Raw genomic sequence first — 18,434 nt, 5'->3', positions numbered from 1 at the left:
CAATGTCATTAAGTTAAGCTCAAAGACAAGAGCGGAAATAAAAATGGAATCCGAAACGGCATGGGAAAAAGCCCTGTGCCGTTTGTTTTTGGTGCAAGCAAGGAAAAAGCGTACAGCAAACAAAGCGGACGGAAGATCCGCTTAAAAAATGTTCATATGAAACGAATTATGCTACTCTATAGACGAAGCTAACAACTGATTTGTAGCGTATTTTGCGCGTATTCTGCTGCCCTGGGCGAACGGGGCGAATCGGCAAAATGTTTTTGCGGATCAGTGCTTCAACATCGGGCGGGGGTTCATCGTGCCGTGAGCGCAGGAAATGTCTAGAAACGTGAACGGCAACCGTGAAGTTGACTTGGTATGAGTGCCGTTTATCCATTTGGGAAATGACGACGTGTGAGGTCATCATTTCAGCGAAATTGTACATGATCATTCTTGCGAAAATCTCTTGGGTGATGGACTCTCGTCTCTTTGCGTGAAAATTCGTCAGACCGACAGTGTACTTTAATGCCCTGAAAGAGGTTTCAATGCCCCATCGCCTGTTATACATAGACTTGATTTCATCGGGTGGGAAATCAGCGGCAGAAAGATTCGTAATGACGGTCTCATAAGCGCCATGAGGCAGGACGAAACGAACAACCCGAAAGGTAATCGGGTAAAACAAGTTCTCATGCAAATCCAAAAAATCAAATGTAGACGTGGAAGGAACGAACTTGTACATCTCGGGATTAGCCTTGACCTCTTTGGTTTGTTTTTTGGTGAGTGTCAGATGAACGTCCCTATCAAACTCTCCGCTAGAGGGCAAACGCAAGCCCGAAAGAATACCATTGGAATCCAAATCCTTTACCCGTATGACATAGTTCCACCCTTTGCGTTCAAGGTGCGCGAAATTGTTGTAACTTTCATAACCTCTATCGGCAATAACAATGGTTTTGCCCTTGATGGGAGAACGGTCAACCATAGCAGCCAGCGCCCTTCCCTCGTTGCACAACCTTCGTGGTTGAACAATGGCATCCACGTACAGTCTGTTGCACAAGTCATAGGCAGCGTTCAAATGCAGAAGGCTATAGCCTTTCGTGTTCGGTTGACTTTGAAAATAGGTGTCCGTGTCCGCAGAGTCAGTTGCGATATGTAAATCCGAACCGTCAACGGCAAGTAATCGATACCCTCGGTAGTCCTTGATATCCGTATACGATTGCGTAAATGCGTGAAACAAGAATTCCACAGCAGACGGCAGGATTTTATTCCTCTGTTGGACAAAAGCGGAAGTGGTTGCGGTGTTTACGTTATAACCTTGGGATTCCAGGAGTTCCTTATATATGCTGTTGCCCCCCATGGAGATCAGGAGTTGCATCACCGTTTCAAAGGATAGCTTTTTCTTTCGGGTAAAATCTTTTTCAGGGTTTTTGACATAAGGTGCTGGTGCGGCTGCCATTTCTCGTATGAGGGATGTCAGCGTTTCTTTTAGCGAATTCGCGTACTCATTCATTGGCGTAACCTCCTCGTTTTTTCAAGGGGCTTCGCCACACATATCCATCTACCTGTTAAGTCTTGATTTTCTTTTGAAACAAAAAAAAGAGCGGGCTATCTTTTTGATAACCTGCTCTTGTGCTTGATTATGGTTTCCGCGCCTTATCTTAATGACATTGCCCCCTGAGGGGGCCCTCGCCGCTGCATGATCAGCCTATGGGATTGATTGTGATGATCATCGCGCTTTTCCAAAACAATAAGAAATAGACCGCCCGGGTCAAGGATCGGTCTATTTCCACTTCCTGCAGCCACCGCCTTTGAAGCGGCTGCTTCCCTTTTTAGTATCTAATTCCATTCTACTTTAAAAACGTTAGGTTTTTAAAGTCTTCATGCCTATGAATCAGAGCTTCATGCGGCGGAACGCTTCATGCGCCGCTTCGATCGTCCGGTCGATGTCCTCGCCGGTATGGGCCGTCGTCAGGAACCAGGCCTCATATTTCGAAGGGGCGAGGCAGATGCCCCGGTCGAGCATATGGCGGAAGAAGGCGGCGAAGGCTTCGCTGTCCGTATCCTGGGCTTCCTCGTAGTTCGTCACCGGATGATCGCAGAAATGCGTCGAGAACGATCCGCGAATCCGGTTGATCGTGAGCGGAATGCCATAACGATCAGCTCCTTCCTGAAGGCCTTCCGTCAGGCGGACGGTCAGCTCCTCCATGCGCTCATAGACGCCGGGTTCGGAGAGCACCTCCAGGCACGCGATGCCTGCCGAGATCGAGGCAGGGTTGCCTGCCATCGTGCCTGCCTGGTAGGCAGGACCGAGCGGCGCGACCTGCTCCATGACATGTTTCCGTCCGCCGTAGGCGCCGATCGGCAGCCCGCCGCCGATAATCTTGCCCATCGCGGTCAGATCCGGCTCGATGGCCGCATGATCCGGGAAGGCGGCGTACGTCTGCGCCGAGCCGTAATGGAAGCGGAACGCGCTGATGACCTCGTCGTAGATGACGAGGGAGCCGTTGGCGCGCGCCAACCGGCAGAGCCCTTCCAGGAAGCCGGGCTTCGGCATGACCATGCCGAAGTTGCCCACGATGGGCTCGACCATGACGGCGGCCACATCGCCGCCCCAGCGCTCAAGCGCCGCCTGCAGGCTGTCCAGGTCATTGAACGGCACGGTAATGACCTCTTGGGCGATGCTGGCCGGAATGCCGGCGCTGTCCGGCACACCGAGCGTGGACGGGCCTGAGCCGGCGGCCACGAGCACGAGATCGGAGTGGCCGTGATAGCAGCCAGCGAACTTGATGACCTTCTCGCGCTTGGTGTAGGCGCGGGCCACCCGGATCGTCGTCATGACGGCCTCGGTGCCGGAGTTGACGAAGCGGACCTTATCCATGGAAGGGACCGCTTCCTTCAGCATGCGGGCCAGCTTGATCTCCAGCTCGGTCGGCGTGCCGTAGAGCGTGCCGTTCTGGGCAGCCCGCACGATCGCCTCCGTCACGTGAGGATGGGCATGCCCCGTAATAATCGGGCCGTAAGCGGCCAAATAATCAATGTACCGGTTCCCGTCCACATCCCAGAAGTAAGCGCCCTGCGCGCGCTCCATGAAGACCGGAGCGCCGCCGCCGACGGCTTTGAAGGAGCGGGACGGACTGTTCACGCCTCCGACGATGTGCTGCAGCGATTCTTCATACAATTGGGCGGAACGTTGTCGGTTCGTAGTCATGGGGATGAATCTCCTTTATTGTCGTTGTTTTCTCCCGATGCGGAGTCCTTGATTTTGTCGTTCAGAGCATCTTGAATGTACTGCTTCAGCCGGTCATGGTCCAGGACTTGGAGCACGGCGGACTGATTGACCATCAGGTCGGCCACATTGTCCATCGGCGGAAGCTGATGGCTCGGACCGATCGTGCTGTCATAACCGAGCGCGGCGAGCTTAATGAGATCATCGGCGGTCAGATTGGTCTCCACATAAGGGGAGACCTTATTGATGAGCGTCGGAAGCTGGATGATCGACCAGGCGGACTTGAGCTTGTCGGCCACCGCCGTCAGCAGCTCCCGCTGCCGCTTCGTGCGGGCGAAGTCGGACATGGCGTCATACCGGAACCGGACGTACATGAGCGCGGTCTCTCCGTTCAAGAGCTGCTTTCCTTTTTTCAGATCAATATCGAATTCATGGTTGTCCGCCTTGCTGGTGTATTTCATATCCTTCTCGACCTCGAATTCCACCCCGCCAATCGCATCGATCAGTTTAATGAAGCCTTGAAAATCGGTATACACGTAATACTGGACATCCAATCCGGTCAGATTGCCGACCGTCTTCATGGCGAGCTCCGGCCCGCCGTAAGCGAGAGCGGCATTAATGCGATCCTTGCCGAATCCGGGAATATCGACGTACGTATCCCGCAGAATGGAGAACAGATGCGCCTTGTTCGTGGCGGGATCGAAGGATGCGAGCAGCAGCGAATCGGAGCGAGGCACCTCCTCCGCCTTCAGTCCCCGCGAGTCGCCGCCAAGCAGCAATATATTGACGCGCTCCGAGCCTTCCCATTTCGGAGGCTCGACCTCCTTCGGTTCGGGGAGCTTGTTCACGACAGGCGCGAAACGGGATTGTTCCGGCGGCTTCTGGAGGCTGTTCAGACTATTGTACATCGCCCAGATGTAGTAACCGACGCTGCCAATGAGCAGTACGAGTAATACAACGAGTGCGTGCTTCCAATACTTTTTGATCATCGATAGGTCCTTTCCGCATCCGGCGGAGCAGTAAAATGATGGAGTCGTCTCCGGTGCATTCATTCAAGTCGATATACATGCTATATTAAAAGGTATGGATGTTATCCCCGCATCTTGTCTATTCATTATAAAATCTTTACGCTTCCAAAATCAATTCGGACCCCCGGGCTCGTCCGTCCGGGGAGACTCAAGCATAGAGGCATCGTCCGCTCCGCGGCGGACAAGCAACCGGACAACCAATCGGAAAGGGTGAGGCTGACAACGATGAATGCGATTGAAGTACGGGATCTGCGCAAGACGTTCCGCGTGCAGAAAAATCGGGAAGGATTGAGCGGCGCCTTACTCGATTTGTTCAAGCGCGAATACAATGAAGTTATGGCCGTGAAGGACATTTCCTTCACGATACCGCAGGGGGAAATATGCGGGTATATCGGCGAGAACGGCGCCGGCAAATCGACCACCATTAAAATGCTGACCGGCATCCTCGTGCCGACGGCGGGCGACATTCGGGTGAACGGCTTCATCCCGCACGCGGAGCGGGAGCGGTTCGTCCAGGGGATCGGCGTCGTGTTCGGGCAGCGCAGCCAGCTCTGGTGGGATATCGGCGTCATCGAATCGTTCCGCCTGCTGCGTAAGGTGTACCGGGTGCCGGAGGCGGATTTCAAGCGGCGGCTGGACGAACTGGTCGAGCGGCTTCAGCTTCAGGAGCTGCTGAACCGGCCGGTAAGGAAGCTGAGCCTGGGCCAGCGCATGCGCTGCGAACTGGTGGCCTCCCTGCTGCATCAGCCGTCGGTCCTGTTCCTTGACGAGCCGACCATCGGACTCGATATCGTCGTGAAGACGGAGATTCGCGATTTTCTCCTGACGCTGAACCGCGAGCATGGCACGACGATTCTGCTGACGACGCATGATCTGCAGGACATCGAGGCGCTCTGCACCCGCGTCATAATGCTTGATGACGGGCGCATTATCTATGACGGAAGCCTGGACATGCTCAAGTCCACCTGGGGCAAAGGACGAGAGGTCCGCTTCCAGTTCGCGAAGCCGATGCGCGCGGGCGATGCCGAGGCGCTTACCTCCGGGCTCGAAGGAACCTGGACAGTGCACTCGTCATACGAAGCGAGCATTCATGTGCCGCTGGAAACGAATATTTCCGATGTCATCGGGCGCGTGGTCGGGGGAGCTTCCATCTCTGACCTGAAGATTGTAGAGACGAACACGGATGACATCGTCCGCGAAATCTACAAGACCGGCAACGCGGAGCTTCCGGAGCACGCAAGCGGGGCGGCCCGGGATGGAAACGGCGGCACGGCCGGAACCGATGCGGACGCCGAGCGGGAGAAGGATGCGGTGCTTCATGGCTAGCGCTTATCTCGATTTAATCCGGATCCGGTTCTTGACGATGCTGGCTTACCGGGTCAATTATTATTCCGGCATCCTCATTTATACGCTCAGCATCGGCGTTTATTATTTCACGTGGCAGGCGATCTATGGGGGTCAAGGCTCCTTGGCGGGCTTTACCGCCGGGCAGATGACGACCTACATCGCGGTATCGTGGATGGCGCGAGCCTTCTATTTCAACAATATGGACCGCGAGATTGCGAACGAGATTCGGGACGGCAGCGTGGCGATTCAGTTCATCCGTCCTTATAATTATTTGATTGTCAAAATGATGCAGGCCTTCGGCGAAGGCATCTTCCGCCTGCTGTTGTTCATGACGCCGGGCATGATTATTGCCTGCCTGCTGTTCCCGGTGGAGCTGCCGTCGGATCCGAAGCGCTGGCTCGTCTTCGCCTTGATGCTCTTTTTCAGCTTCCTGATCAATTCGCAGTTGAATATTCTTACGGGCCTGACTGCCTTTTTCGTGGAAAATAATGAGGGCATGATCCGGATGAAGCGGGTCGTCGTCGATCTGTTCTCCGGCGTGATCGTGCCGATCTCGTTCTTCCCGGCCTGGCTTATTACGCTGAACGAATGGCTGCCGTTCCAGGCGATTACGTTCCTGCCGAGCTCGGTGTTCACCGGCCGCATCGAGGACGCCCAGATCCTGTCGGTGATCGGGATACAGATCGTCTGGTTCGCCGTGCTGATCGTGCCCAACCTGCTGATGTGGCGGGCCGCGCGGCAGCGCCTGTTCGTGCAAGGAGGGTAGGGCATGTACTATTTCGGTCTCGTGGGAGAATATTTGAAAAATTACTTGAAAACCCGTCTAACGTACCGGGCGGACTTCTGGGTCGAAGTGGTATCGGATCTGCTCTTCCAGGCGACGAACCTCATCTTCATCTTCGTCATCTTCATGCATACGCCGACGCTGGCGGGCTGGACGCGGGACGAGATGATCTTCGTCTACGGCTACTTCATGATTCCGTATGGCGTGTTTAGCTGCTTTTTCAATCTGTGGAACTTCAGCGAGCGCTATATCGTCAAAGGCGAGATGGACCGCATTCTGACCCGGCCGGCCCATAATCTGTTCCAGATTCTGCTGGAAAATGTCGATCCGCCCGCGCTGATCGGTTCCCTCGTCGGGGCCGTCATGATGGGCGTCTGCTGGGCCCGGCTCGGACTCGATTTTGGTCTGATCGAGCTGCTGATGCTGCTCGTCATGCTGGCCGGCTCGGTCATGGTCTACTTCGGCGTCTATGCGGCACTGACGTCGCTCTCGTTCTACACGGATGCCCCGACCGGCATCCTGCCGCTCGTCTTCAATATTCAGAGCTACGGGCGCTATCCGCTCACGATCTACAACCGCTTCCTCCAGGTGCTGTTGACCTGGGTGCTGCCGTTCGCCTTCGTCGGCATCGTCCCGGCCTCTTATTTCGTGGAGGGCAAGGGCATGCAGCAGATGGCCTTGCTGACGCCGCTCATGGGCATCGCCTTCTTCGTGCTCGGCCTGACGCTGTGGAACGTCGGCATCAAGCGGTACCGCGGGGCGGGCTCGTAGGTTTTGGGGAGATATAATATCGATTAAAACAATGCCGTCGATTCTGGCTGTCATGCTAGGGTCGGCGGTTTTAATTTTGCGGCGCCCGGGACGAACTTGAGAGCCATTTGCATACATATAAAAGGAAATCATAGAGGTGAGGTCGAAGGAGTAACCAGTCTTTTTTACGGAAGGGGTTATCGGCCCGCAATGATTCGGAACATAGGGTGCAGGCCGTATAGAAAGGAGCCGACCGCTTGAAAAAGCAGCCAAGGTGTACGGCATTATCGCCGCAATGATTGTTCTTATCCCTATCTTGGTGTTCGCCTACATTCAATATCAGCTCGCTTCCCTCGAAAAAGCAACCTATGAGCATCTGATTGACCGGTTAGGCTATGCAGACAGCGACATTCTCCGCATCGATACGAAAGTCAAATTCCTTTCCTTCTATACGGCGGAGGTGGTCTTTGCCAATGAGCCCGATATTACCTATGACTACAAAAAGAACGAAAAGGGAGATATCATCCAAGTAGGTATGTCCGATCCGGAAGGAACGGATTGGAAAAATTACAAGCATAAACATGAAGAAGCATCGCTATAGAAAGGCGACTGCATTCACTACTGGGCGAGGGACGATATGTTAACGAAGGCGAAGGAATTATTGCCGCTGATGAAGCGGATTATCGAGTATAGCGGCAGCATTGATAGCCTGGAAGCGAGGCAGGAGGACGGACCCGAGGGGAACCCGGAGGAGCTGGCGCGGTTGAAGCGGGAATATGCGGCCCTGCTGGAAAGCATGAGCAGAGAAGACCTGTTAATCATCCGCGCGGTGGCCGACATCGGTATTTCGGAGAGAGGCCACCGTTTTACGGACGAAGGGGAGGGGCCGGCGTATCGGAAATCGATGTTCGAGATCGAGATCCGCTCGACTCCCGAGGAACTGCTGGCGAACTACCATCAATATTTGGTGTACCATACGAAGGAACAAGAGATTCGATATTTTGAACGTTGGAGCGCAGGGCTGGATTTGTGCGAAGGGATCCATATACTAGGGCTTTAACCCTTCTCTGGAGATGATTGCTTTGGATCAGAACAGGACAGGCGGAAGGAGCAGAGTGCCATTATTATCGAAATTATCGTGTATCGCGAACAATTCACTTATATCGATTGCCCGGACGAGGTCGGCGCCAACATCCGTGCCCTTCAAGGAGAATTTGATGATTTCTTGCGGAACTTGGAGGGTAACCATCCGTTCCGGCAGTACCACGAAATCATCGAGAACGGGCAAGTGGCATTTCGCGGATATGTGAATGTATTTGGCGCGGAGCAATTCATCGACTGGCTGAACGTGGTGAAGTTCAAGCGGGAAGTCGCGAAGGTCATTCCGAAGCCGGTGGAGCCAGCCGCGGAGACGATTTATTTTTAACAGATGCTTAGGGCGGAACTGGCGCTATCGGGGATTGGTTGTTTTTTGAAAAAAGAAGCGTTCGATGGTAAGCTAGAGGCATCATGCAACGGCAGTCTTGGCTGCCGGGAAGGAGTGCTGCAAATGACACCATCCGATCAAGTCCAGGTCGGACAAGCCGTGCCGGACTTTACGCTTCCGTCCTCGACGGGGACCAATATATCGCTGCGCGATTATGCGGGCAAGAAGGTCGTGCTCTATTTCTATCCGAAAGATATGACGCCAGGCTGCACGCAGGAGGCCTGCGATTTCCGCGATTATCACGGCGACTTCGGGAAATACAATGCGGTCGTCTTGGGTATTAGCCCCGATAACGTGAAGTCTCATGAGAAGTTCATTGATAAGCATGGCCTGCCGTTCCCGCTGCTGGCCGACACGGAGCATGAAGTGGCCGAGCTGTTCGGCGTCTGGCAGTTGAAGAAAATGTACGGCAAGGAGTATTACGGCATCGTTCGTTCGACCTTCCTGATCGACGAGGAGGGGAAGCTGGCGAAGGAATGGCGCAAGGTGAAGGTGAAAGGGCACGCGGAAGAAGTGCTTGAGGCTGTGCGCGAGCTAGGATAAGCGAATGTCATGCACAAAAGGCGGCCCAAGGTCCGGGAGGACATGGAGCCGCTTTTTGCATGGGAGCCGGTGCAGGCTTCGAAGAAAGCAGCCCCCTTGGACATCATCGGATGCGCTGCGGCATGCCGGCGATGAGTCCAAGGGGGAGTTCAGGTTATTCTTTTTTCGCGGATTCCAACGCTTGGGTTACGGCATCGATAACGGCTTTGCTTGACTTGGAGGCGCCGGTCAGAACGTCAACGCCTTCTGTCGTTTGCTTTTCGATGATTTCGGGAATCGTATTTTCAATGACGCCGTCCATCAAGCTTTGCGTTTCGGATTGCTTGACAATGTCGATTTTATCGATTTTGCCGCTTTTGACGAGAACGGATACGACGACTTCGCCCTCGTTGCCCTGCGTGCTGCCTTCATATTCGCCATCCTTGTACTGCCCGGAAGAGGAACACCCGGCGACAAGCAGCATCGCAAGCGCCAATGCGGTGAGGGATGTTAATGTTTTTTTCATATCGGGAACCGCCTTTCTTACTTGTTGTTGATTTCTTTGACCGCTTCATCCGCGCCGATGCGGCCGAATGTCGCAATATCCGCCAGCGCGTTGCCGCCGAGACGGTTGGCGCCATGGACGCCCCCGGTCACTTCGCCGGCAGCGAACAGGTTCGGAATCACGTTGCCGTCTTTGTCCAGCACCTGGGATTTCGTATTGATCACAATGCCGCCCATCGTATGGTGAATGCCAGGCGTAACTTCAATGGCATAGTATTTTCCTTCCTCGAAGGACAGCTTCATGCTCTCGCGGCCGAATTGTTCGTCTTTGTTGTCCTTGACATATCCGTTGTACTGCTTCACGGTCTCGGCCAGATTCGCCGGATCGACATTGATTTGGCCTGCCAGCTCTTCGATGGTGCTGCCTTCCTTCACCAGATTCTGCTTGAAATAAGCTTCGGTCGCATGGTTGTTCTCCACGAGCTTATCGGTAAAAATCAAGTACGCATGCTTGCCGTTTTGCGCCAAAATATTTTGGGATACCACATCGCGAGTCAGCAATTCATTGGTGAAGCGCTGACCGTCTTCATTGACGAGGATCGCCCCGTCGCCGCGCACGCCTTCCGTAATCAACACTCCTTGACCAGGAATGGTCGTCGGGTGAATCTGTATGTACTCCATATCAACCAGGGCCGCGCCGGCCTTTTCGGCCATGAGAATCCCTTCGCCCAACGCGCCAGGCGCATTGGTCGTTTTGAAGTCCGCGAGCTTCGGATCATATTGCTTGATCATGTCGAAGTTGGCGCCGAAGCCGCCGGACGTGATCATGACTTTTTTTGCGTCGATGGTGAATTCCTTGCCTTCTTTGTCCTTCGCTTTGACACCGGTTATTTCGCCCTTGTCATTTTTGATGATTTCCGTGGCGGACGTATTCAGGCGAAGATCGATGCCCAGGTCGGTGATGCGCTTCTTCAACGCGACGACGATGAAGTTGCCGGCCGCCTCGCCGCCTTGCGGACGGTGAATGCGGTCAACGCTGGCTCCGCCGGCGCGGCCGACTTCAGACAGTTCCGCTCCGTTCTCTGCCAGGAAGGTGACGGAATCCTTCGCGTTTTCCGTCAATGTTTTGACGAGCTCCGGATTGTTCTTTTCTTTGCCGCCTTTCATTGTATCTTCGAAGAAGAGCTCAGCGCTGTCTTCAATGCCGGCTGCCTGTTGGTATTCGGTTCCCGCAGCGTTCAAGCCGCCTTCCGCACGAGCGGTATTGCCTCCGACAAAAGCCAGTTTCTCAAGCAGAACGACTTTGGCTCCTTGATTGTGGGCTTCAATGGCAGCCGTCATACCCGCGCCGCCCGCACCGATAATGACGATGTCAGCCGCCTCTTTTTTCTCGCCGCACGCGGCAAGTGACAGGACCAGAATCAATGCCATGCAAGATAGAAACCATTTCTTCATCAATTTGCCCCCTACTCATCTGTAACGAATTTATGTTCACATATTCCTAAGGGTAATGGAAATCTAAGGATATTTATGTGAATAAAATCACAAAGTAGAGAGAACTGCTGCGAGAACGGCGGATGCGCCGCCGCAGCAAGGGTTAGGTATGCGATACATATAAGCTTTCCAGATCCTCCTTCGCTTTGCCGGCATATACAATTCGCCCCTTCCGCAAAATCGCGGCTTGATGCGCGACTTTCTCAGCCAGGCCGATGATATGAGTCGAGAGCAGAATCAGGGCGCCCTTGGCACAGTACGCCTGTAACGTATCCCGCACCGTAATGACTTGATCCGGATCCAGACCGTTGGTAGGCTCGTCCAGGAGGAGAATATCCGGTTCGTGAAGCAGCGTTGACGCCAACGCCACTCTCTTTGCCGTGCCCTGAGAGAGGGCTCCCATCGGGTAGCCGCTGTACGCTTGCAGCCCGAATTGCTTAAGCCAGTGCTGCATGCGCTCTTCCAGCAGATGCTTTGGGACATTGCGCAGTTGGCCGATTAATCTCATCATTTCCATGACGCTCAGAAATGGATACTGAAAAGGAAACTCCATCATATATCCGACGCGCTGCTTGTACTGCTGATCCTGCCAGTTCAGAACCTGGCCATTCAGCGTAATGCTTCCTTGCTGCGGTTGGTTCATTCCGGCAATGAGATGCAGCAGCGTCGTCTTGCCCGCACCGTTCGGGCCGAGTAGTACCGTTATTTCTCCCGATTGCAGGGTCCAATCTATCTCTTGCAGGATGGGGGTGTTACCGTAGGCATAGCCGATGCGATGTAATTGCAGCGAGAGAGGCTCTGTCTTGCCCATCGCTTGCATCCCTCCTTAACCATTTGCAGGAATTTTGTCAGGAATGGTGCGGTATAACCGGATAAAACCAATCTGAATGACTGCGGTGGATAAAATAAAGAGAACAAAATGCAATTGATGCAAATACAGGAGCAGAATCATGCTTGGGGTAATCCATAGCTGTCCAACCAAAGTGACGCGGCCGGAAGACGTAAAGAAGTACCCTGCCAACAGACCAAAAGAGGCAAGTGTAGAAGCAAGAAAGGCGCTCTTGAGGAAGAGTATCATTGAATTGGTCCAGGACCGCTCTATTCCGAACTGCCATCCAAGGTAATGAATAGCGGCGATGCTTGCGCCCATTGTCCAATAAAAAAGCCATTTCGCAGACAACATCGTACGCCATGCATCCAAGGTAACCGTATATAAGGACAGCCCTCTGCCTTCATTCGCGAAGCCTCTCACCGTCCAAATCTCATTAGCCAGCCAGATGAGCAGGCCAGCGCCTATTGGGATGACCGCGTGACTGTCAGCGGCAGCATAGAAGCAGAACAGCTCCAAAGCGAAGATGCAGAAGAGAAAGGGAACAACGTCTTTGAAGCGGGTCACCAAGTAAAGCTCCTTGCGGAACAGCGGATAATGGGACAGCATGCGTGTCTTGGCGCCAGTCTCAGCAGGAAGCGTCGAGCGCATCACTTGCGGCCAGGCGTATTCCGCCGCCCGGAACGCGCACAGGAATTGGAGCGCTATGATGATTGCCGCGCCAAGCATCCGTGCCGCAAGAGCAAGGGGAAGCATTGCCCCCGCCAGGTTAACGGCCAGCCACGCCAGAGACAGGCATTGAGAAGGAATGTGTCCCGAACGGTAGGAATAGCCGCTCACTTCCGCGCAAGAGAATCCAAGCAGCATCAGCATGAGCCAGAGCCACATGTCAGCATGAGGCGGGGCCCACATGAGCTGGCCGATGATGATCCACGCGAGCAGAAGCAGAAAGGGCGTTTTTTTCCAAAGCGTATAGGCGGTCAAAAAGGAACAGCCCCGTCCCGTCGACCAGAGGAATCGAGCCTCTGCCACATGGAAGCTGGCGGCAAACAAGCTGATGCCCGTTATGAAACCGATCAGCCAGGTTCCGAGTCCGAAATAGACGGAAGGGAATGGATTGGATGCCAGCATGGCAGTCAGTTGAGACGCCCCGCGGGGGAGCAAAGCCAGAATCACCAGCAGCAGCACGATATCGCGCTTTGCCATCTGTTTTATGCGAGATAGATATACGGTCTTATATAGTTGAAAGCTTGAGATCCCCGATCACTCCCATCCCATTGCAGTCAGGCGTCAACATCCAATGCGGAAGGTTAACTTTTCCAGTCCATTGTAGCATTTTCTGGGACAATTGGAGAAACGAGAATAGCCACCAGAATCGTCAAGCTTCTGCTGGCCACTTGCTCACTGGCAATCTATCTAATACACCCGATGGATAATATCCTCGAAATCCGGCTCCTCCATATGAACGTCCTCCATCTCGCCGAACCGTTCGAGCAGGCGCAGCGCCTCCATCGCGCTCAGTTCCTCGCGGTTGCATTCCACCGTCAACGTGTCGCCGGCAAGCGAACGGCAGCGCAGCGGGGACGGCACCTCCTCGGATAAAGCCGCGCCCTCGCGGTACGTCACGCGAATGAGGGTAGGCAAGCCGATTCGCTTGCGCAATTGATCCAGCGAGCCGTCGAAGCCGATCTGGCCATGATTGATGACGATGACGCGCTCGCACAGCTGCTCGATATCATCCATGTCGTGCGTCGTGAGCAGAATCGTCTTGCCCAGCTCGCGGTTAATCGTTCGCAGGAACTGGCGGATGCTCCGCTTCGCGATGACATCGAGCCCAATCGTCGGCTCGTCCAGGAACAGAATGTCCGGGTCATGCAGCAGGGCGGCCGCGATATCGGCCCGCATCCGCTGGCCGAGCGACAGCTGCCGGACCGGCGTCTTCAGGAATTCGTCCAGCCCGAGCAGCTCGCGGAGCATCCCGAGCCTCCGCTGCGCCGCATCCGTGTCCATGCCGTACATCGCGGCCAAAATATCGAATGAATCCGCTGTGGGCAAATCCCACCATAGCTGGGTTCGCTGTCCGAACAGTACGCCCAGCCTGCGGGTCACCCGCCTTCGTTCCCGGTGCGGATTGCGCCCGAATATGCTCACTTCTCCCGAGGTCGGATGAAGAATGCCGGAGAGCATCTTGATGGTCGTCGATTTGCCGGCTCCGTTCGGGCCGATATAGCCGACGAACTCGCCGCTCTCAATATGGAAGCTGATGCCGCGGACGGCTTCCTTCACGACGTAGTCGCGAGAGAGAAGCGTCCGCAAGCCTTTGAACCGCCCTTCCTTCGGAGCGGAACGGCGGAATTGCTTGTGTAAATCAGTCACGGTAATCACGGTTGAACCCCCTTATCATCCTTCTATGCTTGACTCTGCCTAACGCTAACTTCCCGTGCTCTGATACCGGGCCAGGCCGATTCTCCATACCCGCAAGGCGAGAGCGAACAGGCCGGCCGCGATCAGCACCGACAGTCCGATCAGCCAGATGCCATAGCTGTTCCGCAAAATATACAAGGACGGAACATAGTTGGCGAAGCCGACAGGAATGATGCTGAGCAGCAGCCCCTGGAGCCATGACGGATAAATGCTCATCGGGTATTGCGCCGCGGTGCGGGCGGCATCCTCGGTAATGTTTTGCAGCTCCTCGATGCGCGTAATCCAGAACCCGAAGGACGCCGTCAGCAGGCCGATGGCGAAGAGCAGCACCGCACCCGACAGGATGACGATCAGCGTAAGCGGCACCGCCGTCCATGTAATCTGCCCCTGCTGCATCAGCGTGCCGATGCATATGGAGAGAATGGCCGTGCCTTGAACCACTTCGCCCAGGCGGATCGAGAAGTTCTGGGACATCAGCGCCAGCAGGATCGGTATCGGGCGGAGCAGCAAGCCGTCGAGCGTGCCGGTGACCAAATATTTCTCCAGGTGGTGCACATCGGAGGCGAACATTCGGTAGATGGCTTTGGACAAGGAGAGGACGGCATACAAATAGCCGGCTTCTGCCAAGGTCCAGCCCTTGATATGGCCGAATCGGAGCAGAATGACCGCGAGCATAAGAAATTCGACTACGCTGATGATGGCAGCCATAAGCGTTGAGAACCAAAAGTTGAACTTGTACTGCATCCGGCTGCGGATGCTCGCGCGCACGAGCAGCGCGTACATGCGAATCCATGTCATCCGCCTTGCACCTCCACCTTCCGTCTCATGATCCCGGTAACGGCGAGACATAGAGCGGTAAATAGAGCGCACCAGATGACGGAGCCTGTCAACGCGGCGGGCGCTTCCATTCCGAGGTAGATTCGCGTCGGCACATAGTGCAGGAACGGATAGAACGATGCCTCGCTGATGGCGGCAAGCCAAGAAGGCAGCCACTCAATCGGGATGAGGAAGCCGGACAGCAGCATGCTGAAGGCATAGTTCACCCAGTAGAGCCAACGCGATTCGGTCGTCCAGAGCGCCAGAGCTCCGATCAGGTAGTTCAGGCAAATGGAAATGTACGCGGCAAGCGTCAAAGCAACAGCGGTCCACAAGTACGTAGTCACGGATGAGGGGACGTGAAGCGGTAATACGAAGAAATAAAGCGCGTAAATCGGAAGAAACTTATACACGAACTGATAAGCGATCTGCCCCCATTCCTTGCTCATCAGATGATAGAACAGATGAACGGGTTTGACGAGATCGAGGGCAATCTGCCCGGTTCGCACGGACTGCTCCATGCCGAGTCCGTTGTTGAGAAAAGCGGCGACCCACAAGCTCGCCTGATTGAACGCGACATAGCTGATGATGCCGTTCAATCCATATTCGCCCAGCGATCGGCCTTCTGCAATCCCTGTCCATACGGACACATAGATGAGACCGAACAGAGCGCTGGCGATGTTGTGCACAAGATGCGCACTCCGGTACTGCAAATTGCTGAGGTACATTTTACGTGCTAGCGTCCAAAAAAGCATTTAACACCTCCGGCATCTTCATGATTAGCGGCGTGCCTACACAACGATGGGAGCGAAATGCGTTTTGAGAGAGCGAGGAATATCATACCAAAGGTCACCGAAGGATGGCAAGCGTTTTTTGTGTTCCTTGGCTGGTTGTGCGAAGGATGCACTCGTTTTGTCGAATGTGCGAGACGGATTTGGGAAAAATAAGCACCGCGTGCCTTGGAATAGACACGATCAGGCGAACGGAATATACTAAAATCATAAAGTTAAAAGTTTTAACTATTCAAATACTTAAGTAGTCAAATGGAGGGAGGCGGATCGTTGGAAACGATAAGGGAAGAGCTGTCCCAGCTGCTGTCCGTCATGATGCACAAGTTCGTCATCGCGTACAACCGAATCCTAGACAGCGATGTCTCGGGGGCGCAGATCATGATGATGGAAATTTTGCAGCGCGAAGGTCCGAAGCGAAGCTCTGAATTGGCGGAAGCGCTTCAGGTCACTTTGCCGGCGATTACGAATCTGGCGAACAAGCTGGCTGCCAAGTCCTGTATTGAGCGCCGCATTCCCGAACACGATCGCCGCGTCATTCTGCTCGAGCTGACTCCGGAAGGGGAGGAACTGCTGGAAGCGGTGAACGCGAAATATGGCCGGCTGGCCGAATCGCTCTGGAAGGATTTCAGTGAAGAGGAACTCGCCAATCTGCAAGCGTATTATGCCAGAATGGTCGCGAATCTCGATTTGCAAGAAGGAAACGTCAAGTAAGTCGTACCTCACTTCACATAAGGAGACGATCAACATGACTCAAGACACCAAAGTAGCCGTAATAACCGGTGCAGGCAGCGGAATGGGGCGAGCATCCAGCTTGAAGCTGGCGGAGACGGGCATGAATGTCGTGCTTGTGGATTACAATCTGAACGGGGCGGAAGAAACCCTTTCCCTCATTCGTGAGCAAGGCGGGGATGGCATCGCCGTTCAAGCGGACGTCAGCAAGGCGGGCCAGGCACAAGCCTACGTGAAGCAAGCGATGGACCGATACGGCCGCATCGACGTATTCTTTAATAACGCGGGCGTCATTCAGAAGCCGTTCCTGTTCGCGGACATTTCCGAAGAAGAATTCGACCGTGTCGTGGCAGTCAACTTCAAGGGCGTCTTCCTCGGCATGAAATATGTGCTGAAGGTGATGGAGGAGCAGGGCTTCGGCACGATTATCAACACGGCGTCGACCGCCGGCTTGAAGCAGGAGCGCAGCGTGGCGGCCTATTCGGCGACAAAGCTCGCCGTCGTCAGCTTGACCAAATCGGCTGCGCTGGAATATGCCCAAAAAGGTATCCGCATCAACGCCATTTGCCCAGGCGGCGTCAACACGAACCTGGTGGCAAGCTTCCAGGAGACGATCAAGACGACCGGCAACGTTCCGGAAATCGCCTTCCCTCGCATCGGCCGCATGGCCGACCCGGAGGAAATCGCCAACGTGGTCGCATTCCTCGCATCCGAGGGAGCGAGCTACATGACCGGCTCCATTGTAGCCATCGATGGCGGCCTCACCCTGTAATAATCATCCCGTCCTCGCCTGACGCAGGCGGGGACTTTATTGGTGCGCCCAGCATGGGCGCTATCTCTAGGGTTCAAGTCCCGAACGGTGAAGGCAGTAGTAGCCGTAGCTTAAGACAAGGGTGTCGACCGTGAGGTCGAATCTGAAGGAAGTCGGCGGCAAATCTCCGGTCTGAGGAACACGAACTTCATATAAGGCTAGCGCATGTTGGATGAGGTTGCCAAACAAACCAAAGTCCTTACTGCCGAAGGCATGCGAAAGTAAATGAAGCAGATAGATGGAGAGGAAGATAGCGCTCTTACCTGGGGAGATCTGTATGAACGCAGAGTAACTCTGTAAATCTGCCTGTGAAGGCAGACTGAACATACAGAAGTCAGCAGAGGTCATAGTACGACGGTTGTGACGTCAACGGTCGGAAGGACTGAACATGTTATAGGAATTGAACAACTTGGATTTCGAATGTAAGCAATGAAGGCAGACAATCTCCTGTTTTTATTCTCGGAGACCTATCTGGGGAAGTAGCGGTGAATACGCAAGGGTATCCAGAAGGGCTGAGCTTACAGCGGCATGAACAGAAGAACAATTCACGCGAGGAGTATGTCACGAATGATGGAGTTGCTGTTGTCACGGGAAAACTTGCTAACTGCACTGAAACGTGTGGAGGAGAACAAAGGAAGCCACGGCGTAGACGGAATGGCCGTAAAAGAGTTACGAGCCCACATCCTGCAAAACTGGCAAGAAATCCGTCACCGCTTGAAAGAGGGAACCTATGAGCCAAGTCCAGTCCGTCGGGTCGAAATCCCGAAACCGAACGGGGGAGTTCGGCTATTAGGCATACCAACCGTGACAGACCGATTCATTCAACAAGCAATAACGCAAGTATTGACACCGGTGTTTGACCCTGCATTTTCCGAACATAGCTATGGGTTTCGTCCGCGCAGACGAGGCCATGA

General features: G+C 54.4%; 19 protein-coding genes and 1 pseudogene. 10 read left to right on the top strand and 10 right to left on the bottom strand.

Annotated elements, in window-relative coordinates; translation table 11 throughout:
- Nucleotides 1–166: 166 nt before the first annotated feature.
- The 3 genes from ABD76_RS24945 to ABD76_RS24935 form a co-directional block, all read right to left on the bottom strand.
- Nucleotides 167–1,489 carry an IS4 family transposase gene (locus ABD76_RS24945; RefSeq protein ID WP_197257525.1) on the bottom strand — a complete coding sequence of 441 codons (1,323 nt, stop codon included), beginning with the start codon at nucleotides 1,487–1,489 and terminating at the stop codon, nucleotides 167–169.
- A 381-nt stretch (nucleotides 1,490–1,870) separates the two neighbouring features.
- Nucleotides 1,871–3,187: a glutamate-1-semialdehyde 2,1-aminomutase gene (locus ABD76_RS24940; RefSeq protein ID WP_197259691.1), complete on the bottom strand. Its 1,317-nt coding sequence runs from the start codon at nucleotides 3,185–3,187 to the stop codon at nucleotides 1,871–1,873.
- Nucleotides 3,184–4,194 (bottom strand): LCP family protein, encoded by a 1,011-nt coding sequence (locus ABD76_RS24935; RefSeq protein WP_197259690.1) that lies wholly within the window; start codon nucleotides 4,192–4,194, stop codon nucleotides 3,184–3,186. Before ABD76_RS24935 ends, ABD76_RS24940 begins: the two co-directional genes overlap by 4 nt.
- Nucleotides 4,195–4,458: 264 nt before the next feature.
- Between ABD76_RS24935 and ABD76_RS24930 the strand changes: the two genes are divergently transcribed.
- The 7 genes from ABD76_RS24930 to bcp all read left to right on the top strand — a co-directional run bounded on the left by ABD76_RS24930 (nucleotide 4,459) and on the right by bcp (nucleotide 9,143).
- Nucleotides 4,459–5,559, top strand: coding sequence for an ABC transporter ATP-binding protein (locus ABD76_RS24930; protein WP_197259689.1), 1,101 nt, complete (start codon nucleotides 4,459–4,461; stop codon nucleotides 5,557–5,559).
- Complete coding sequence (locus tag ABD76_RS24925) at nucleotides 5,552–6,346, top strand: ABC transporter permease (protein WP_197259688.1); 795 nt, start codon at nucleotides 5,552–5,554, stop codon at nucleotides 6,344–6,346. The genes ABD76_RS24930 and ABD76_RS24925 overlap by 8 nt, the downstream gene beginning before the upstream one ends.
- A 3-nt stretch (nucleotides 6,347–6,349) precedes the next feature.
- Complete coding sequence (locus ABD76_RS24920; RefSeq protein ID WP_197259687.1) at nucleotides 6,350–7,135, top strand: ABC transporter permease; 786 nt, start codon at nucleotides 6,350–6,352, stop codon at nucleotides 7,133–7,135.
- Between the two features lie 253 nt (nucleotides 7,136–7,388).
- The gene (locus tag ABD76_RS24915; protein WP_197259686.1) at nucleotides 7,389–7,715 is read left to right on the top strand and encodes a DUF3139 domain-containing protein; all 327 of its coding nucleotides are present in this window, start codon (nucleotides 7,389–7,391) and stop codon (nucleotides 7,713–7,715) included.
- A gap of 36 nt (nucleotides 7,716–7,751) precedes the next feature.
- Nucleotides 7,752–8,174, top strand: coding sequence for a hypothetical protein (locus tag ABD76_RS24910; RefSeq protein WP_197259685.1), 423 nt, complete (start codon nucleotides 7,752–7,754; stop codon nucleotides 8,172–8,174).
- Between the two features lie 165 nt (nucleotides 8,175–8,339).
- Complete coding sequence (locus ABD76_RS24905) at nucleotides 8,340–8,540, top strand: hypothetical protein (RefSeq protein ID WP_197259684.1); 201 nt, start codon at nucleotides 8,340–8,342, stop codon at nucleotides 8,538–8,540.
- A gap of 123 nt (nucleotides 8,541–8,663) precedes the next feature.
- Complete coding sequence (bcp, locus tag ABD76_RS24900; RefSeq protein WP_197259683.1) at nucleotides 8,664–9,143, top strand: thioredoxin-dependent thiol peroxidase; 480 nt, start codon at nucleotides 8,664–8,666, stop codon at nucleotides 9,141–9,143.
- Nucleotides 9,144–9,297: 154 nt separating this feature from the next.
- Here the strand turns inward: bcp and ABD76_RS24895 are convergent, their stop codons facing one another.
- From ABD76_RS24895 to ABD76_RS24865, 7 genes are all read right to left on the bottom strand, one after another.
- Nucleotides 9,298–9,648 (bottom strand): FMN-binding protein, encoded by a 351-nt coding sequence (locus tag ABD76_RS24895; protein ID WP_197259682.1) that lies wholly within the window; start codon nucleotides 9,646–9,648, stop codon nucleotides 9,298–9,300.
- A gap of 17 nt (nucleotides 9,649–9,665) precedes the next feature.
- Nucleotides 9,666–11,081, bottom strand: coding sequence for a flavocytochrome c (locus ABD76_RS24890; RefSeq protein ID WP_197259681.1), 1,416 nt, complete (start codon nucleotides 11,079–11,081; stop codon nucleotides 9,666–9,668).
- A gap of 142 nt (nucleotides 11,082–11,223) precedes the next feature.
- Complete coding sequence (locus tag ABD76_RS24885; protein WP_197259680.1) at nucleotides 11,224–11,931, bottom strand: ABC transporter ATP-binding protein; 708 nt, start codon at nucleotides 11,929–11,931, stop codon at nucleotides 11,224–11,226.
- Between the two features lie 15 nt (nucleotides 11,932–11,946).
- Complete coding sequence (locus ABD76_RS24880) at nucleotides 11,947–13,155, bottom strand: hypothetical protein (protein ID WP_197259679.1); 1,209 nt, start codon at nucleotides 13,153–13,155, stop codon at nucleotides 11,947–11,949.
- Between the two features lie 210 nt (nucleotides 13,156–13,365).
- The gene (locus ABD76_RS24875) at nucleotides 13,366–14,334 is read right to left on the bottom strand and encodes an ATP-binding cassette domain-containing protein (RefSeq protein WP_197259678.1); all 969 of its coding nucleotides are present in this window, start codon (nucleotides 14,332–14,334) and stop codon (nucleotides 13,366–13,368) included.
- Nucleotides 14,335–14,379: 45 nt separating this feature from the next.
- On the bottom strand, nucleotides 14,380–15,171 hold the full coding sequence (locus ABD76_RS24870) for an ABC transporter permease (RefSeq protein WP_111154537.1): 792 nt from the start codon (nucleotides 15,169–15,171) through the stop codon (nucleotides 14,380–14,382).
- On the bottom strand, nucleotides 15,168–15,944 hold the full coding sequence (locus ABD76_RS24865; RefSeq protein WP_133381926.1) for an ABC transporter permease: 777 nt from the start codon (nucleotides 15,942–15,944) through the stop codon (nucleotides 15,168–15,170). Before ABD76_RS24865 ends, ABD76_RS24870 begins: the two co-directional genes overlap by 4 nt.
- Before the next feature lie 306 nt (nucleotides 15,945–16,250).
- Between ABD76_RS24865 and ABD76_RS24860 the strand changes: the two genes are divergently transcribed.
- The 3 genes and pseudogenes from ABD76_RS24860 to ABD76_RS24850 form a co-directional block, all read left to right on the top strand.
- Nucleotides 16,251–16,691, top strand: coding sequence for a MarR family winged helix-turn-helix transcriptional regulator (locus ABD76_RS24860; protein WP_197259677.1), 441 nt, complete (start codon nucleotides 16,251–16,253; stop codon nucleotides 16,689–16,691).
- A 34-nt stretch (nucleotides 16,692–16,725) separates the two neighbouring features.
- Nucleotides 16,726–17,481 (top strand): SDR family NAD(P)-dependent oxidoreductase, encoded by a 756-nt coding sequence (locus tag ABD76_RS24855; protein ID WP_197259676.1) that lies wholly within the window; start codon nucleotides 16,726–16,728, stop codon nucleotides 17,479–17,481.
- 606 nt (nucleotides 17,482–18,087) lie between these two features.
- Nucleotides 18,088–18,434 (top strand): annotated as a pseudogene (locus ABD76_RS24850) (group II intron reverse transcriptase/maturase); the annotation flags it as partial.

It is taken from the genome of Paenibacillus dendritiformis (genome assembly GCF_015845845.1).
Classification (GTDB): Bacteria; Bacillota; Bacilli; order Paenibacillales; family Paenibacillaceae; genus Paenibacillus_B; species Paenibacillus_B dendritiformis_C.
This window is presented reverse-complemented; position numbering and strand designations above follow the sequence as displayed.

Coding starts and splice junctions, on each gene's coding strand:
- ABD76_RS24945 (WP_197257525.1), bottom strand. CDS start 1,489: ATGAATGAGTACGCGAATTCGCTAAAAGAAACGCTGACATCCCTCATA.
- ABD76_RS24940 (WP_197259691.1), bottom strand. CDS start 3,187: ATGACTACGAACCGACAACGTTCCGCCCAATTGTATGAAGAATCGCTG.
- ABD76_RS24935 (WP_197259690.1), bottom strand. CDS start 4,194: ATGATCAAAAAGTATTGGAAGCACGCACTCGTTGTATTACTCGTACTG.
- ABD76_RS24930 (WP_197259689.1), top strand. CDS start 4,459: ATGAATGCGATTGAAGTACGGGATCTGCGCAAGACGTTCCGCGTGCAG.
- ABD76_RS24925 (WP_197259688.1), top strand. CDS start 5,552: ATGGCTAGCGCTTATCTCGATTTAATCCGGATCCGGTTCTTGACGATG.
- ABD76_RS24920 (WP_197259687.1), top strand. CDS start 6,350: ATGTACTATTTCGGTCTCGTGGGAGAATATTTGAAAAATTACTTGAAA.
- ABD76_RS24910 (WP_197259685.1), top strand. CDS start 7,752: ATGTTAACGAAGGCGAAGGAATTATTGCCGCTGATGAAGCGGATTATC.
- bcp (WP_197259683.1), top strand. CDS start 8,664: ATGACACCATCCGATCAAGTCCAGGTCGGACAAGCCGTGCCGGACTTT.
- ABD76_RS24895 (WP_197259682.1), bottom strand. CDS start 9,648: ATGAAAAAAACATTAACATCCCTCACCGCATTGGCGCTTGCGATGCTG.
- ABD76_RS24890 (WP_197259681.1), bottom strand. CDS start 11,081: ATGAAGAAATGGTTTCTATCTTGCATGGCATTGATTCTGGTCCTGTCA.
- ABD76_RS24885 (WP_197259680.1), bottom strand. CDS start 11,931: ATGGGCAAGACAGAGCCTCTCTCGCTGCAATTACATCGCATCGGCTAT.
- ABD76_RS24880 (WP_197259679.1), bottom strand. CDS start 13,155: ATGGCAAAGCGCGATATCGTGCTGCTGCTGGTGATTCTGGCTTTGCTC.
- ABD76_RS24870 (WP_111154537.1), bottom strand. CDS start 15,171: ATGACATGGATTCGCATGTACGCGCTGCTCGTGCGCGCGAGCATCCGC.
- ABD76_RS24865 (WP_133381926.1), bottom strand. CDS start 15,944: ATGCTTTTTTGGACGCTAGCACGTAAAATGTACCTCAGCAATTTGCAG.
- ABD76_RS24855 (WP_197259676.1), top strand. CDS start 16,726: ATGACTCAAGACACCAAAGTAGCCGTAATAACCGGTGCAGGCAGCGGA.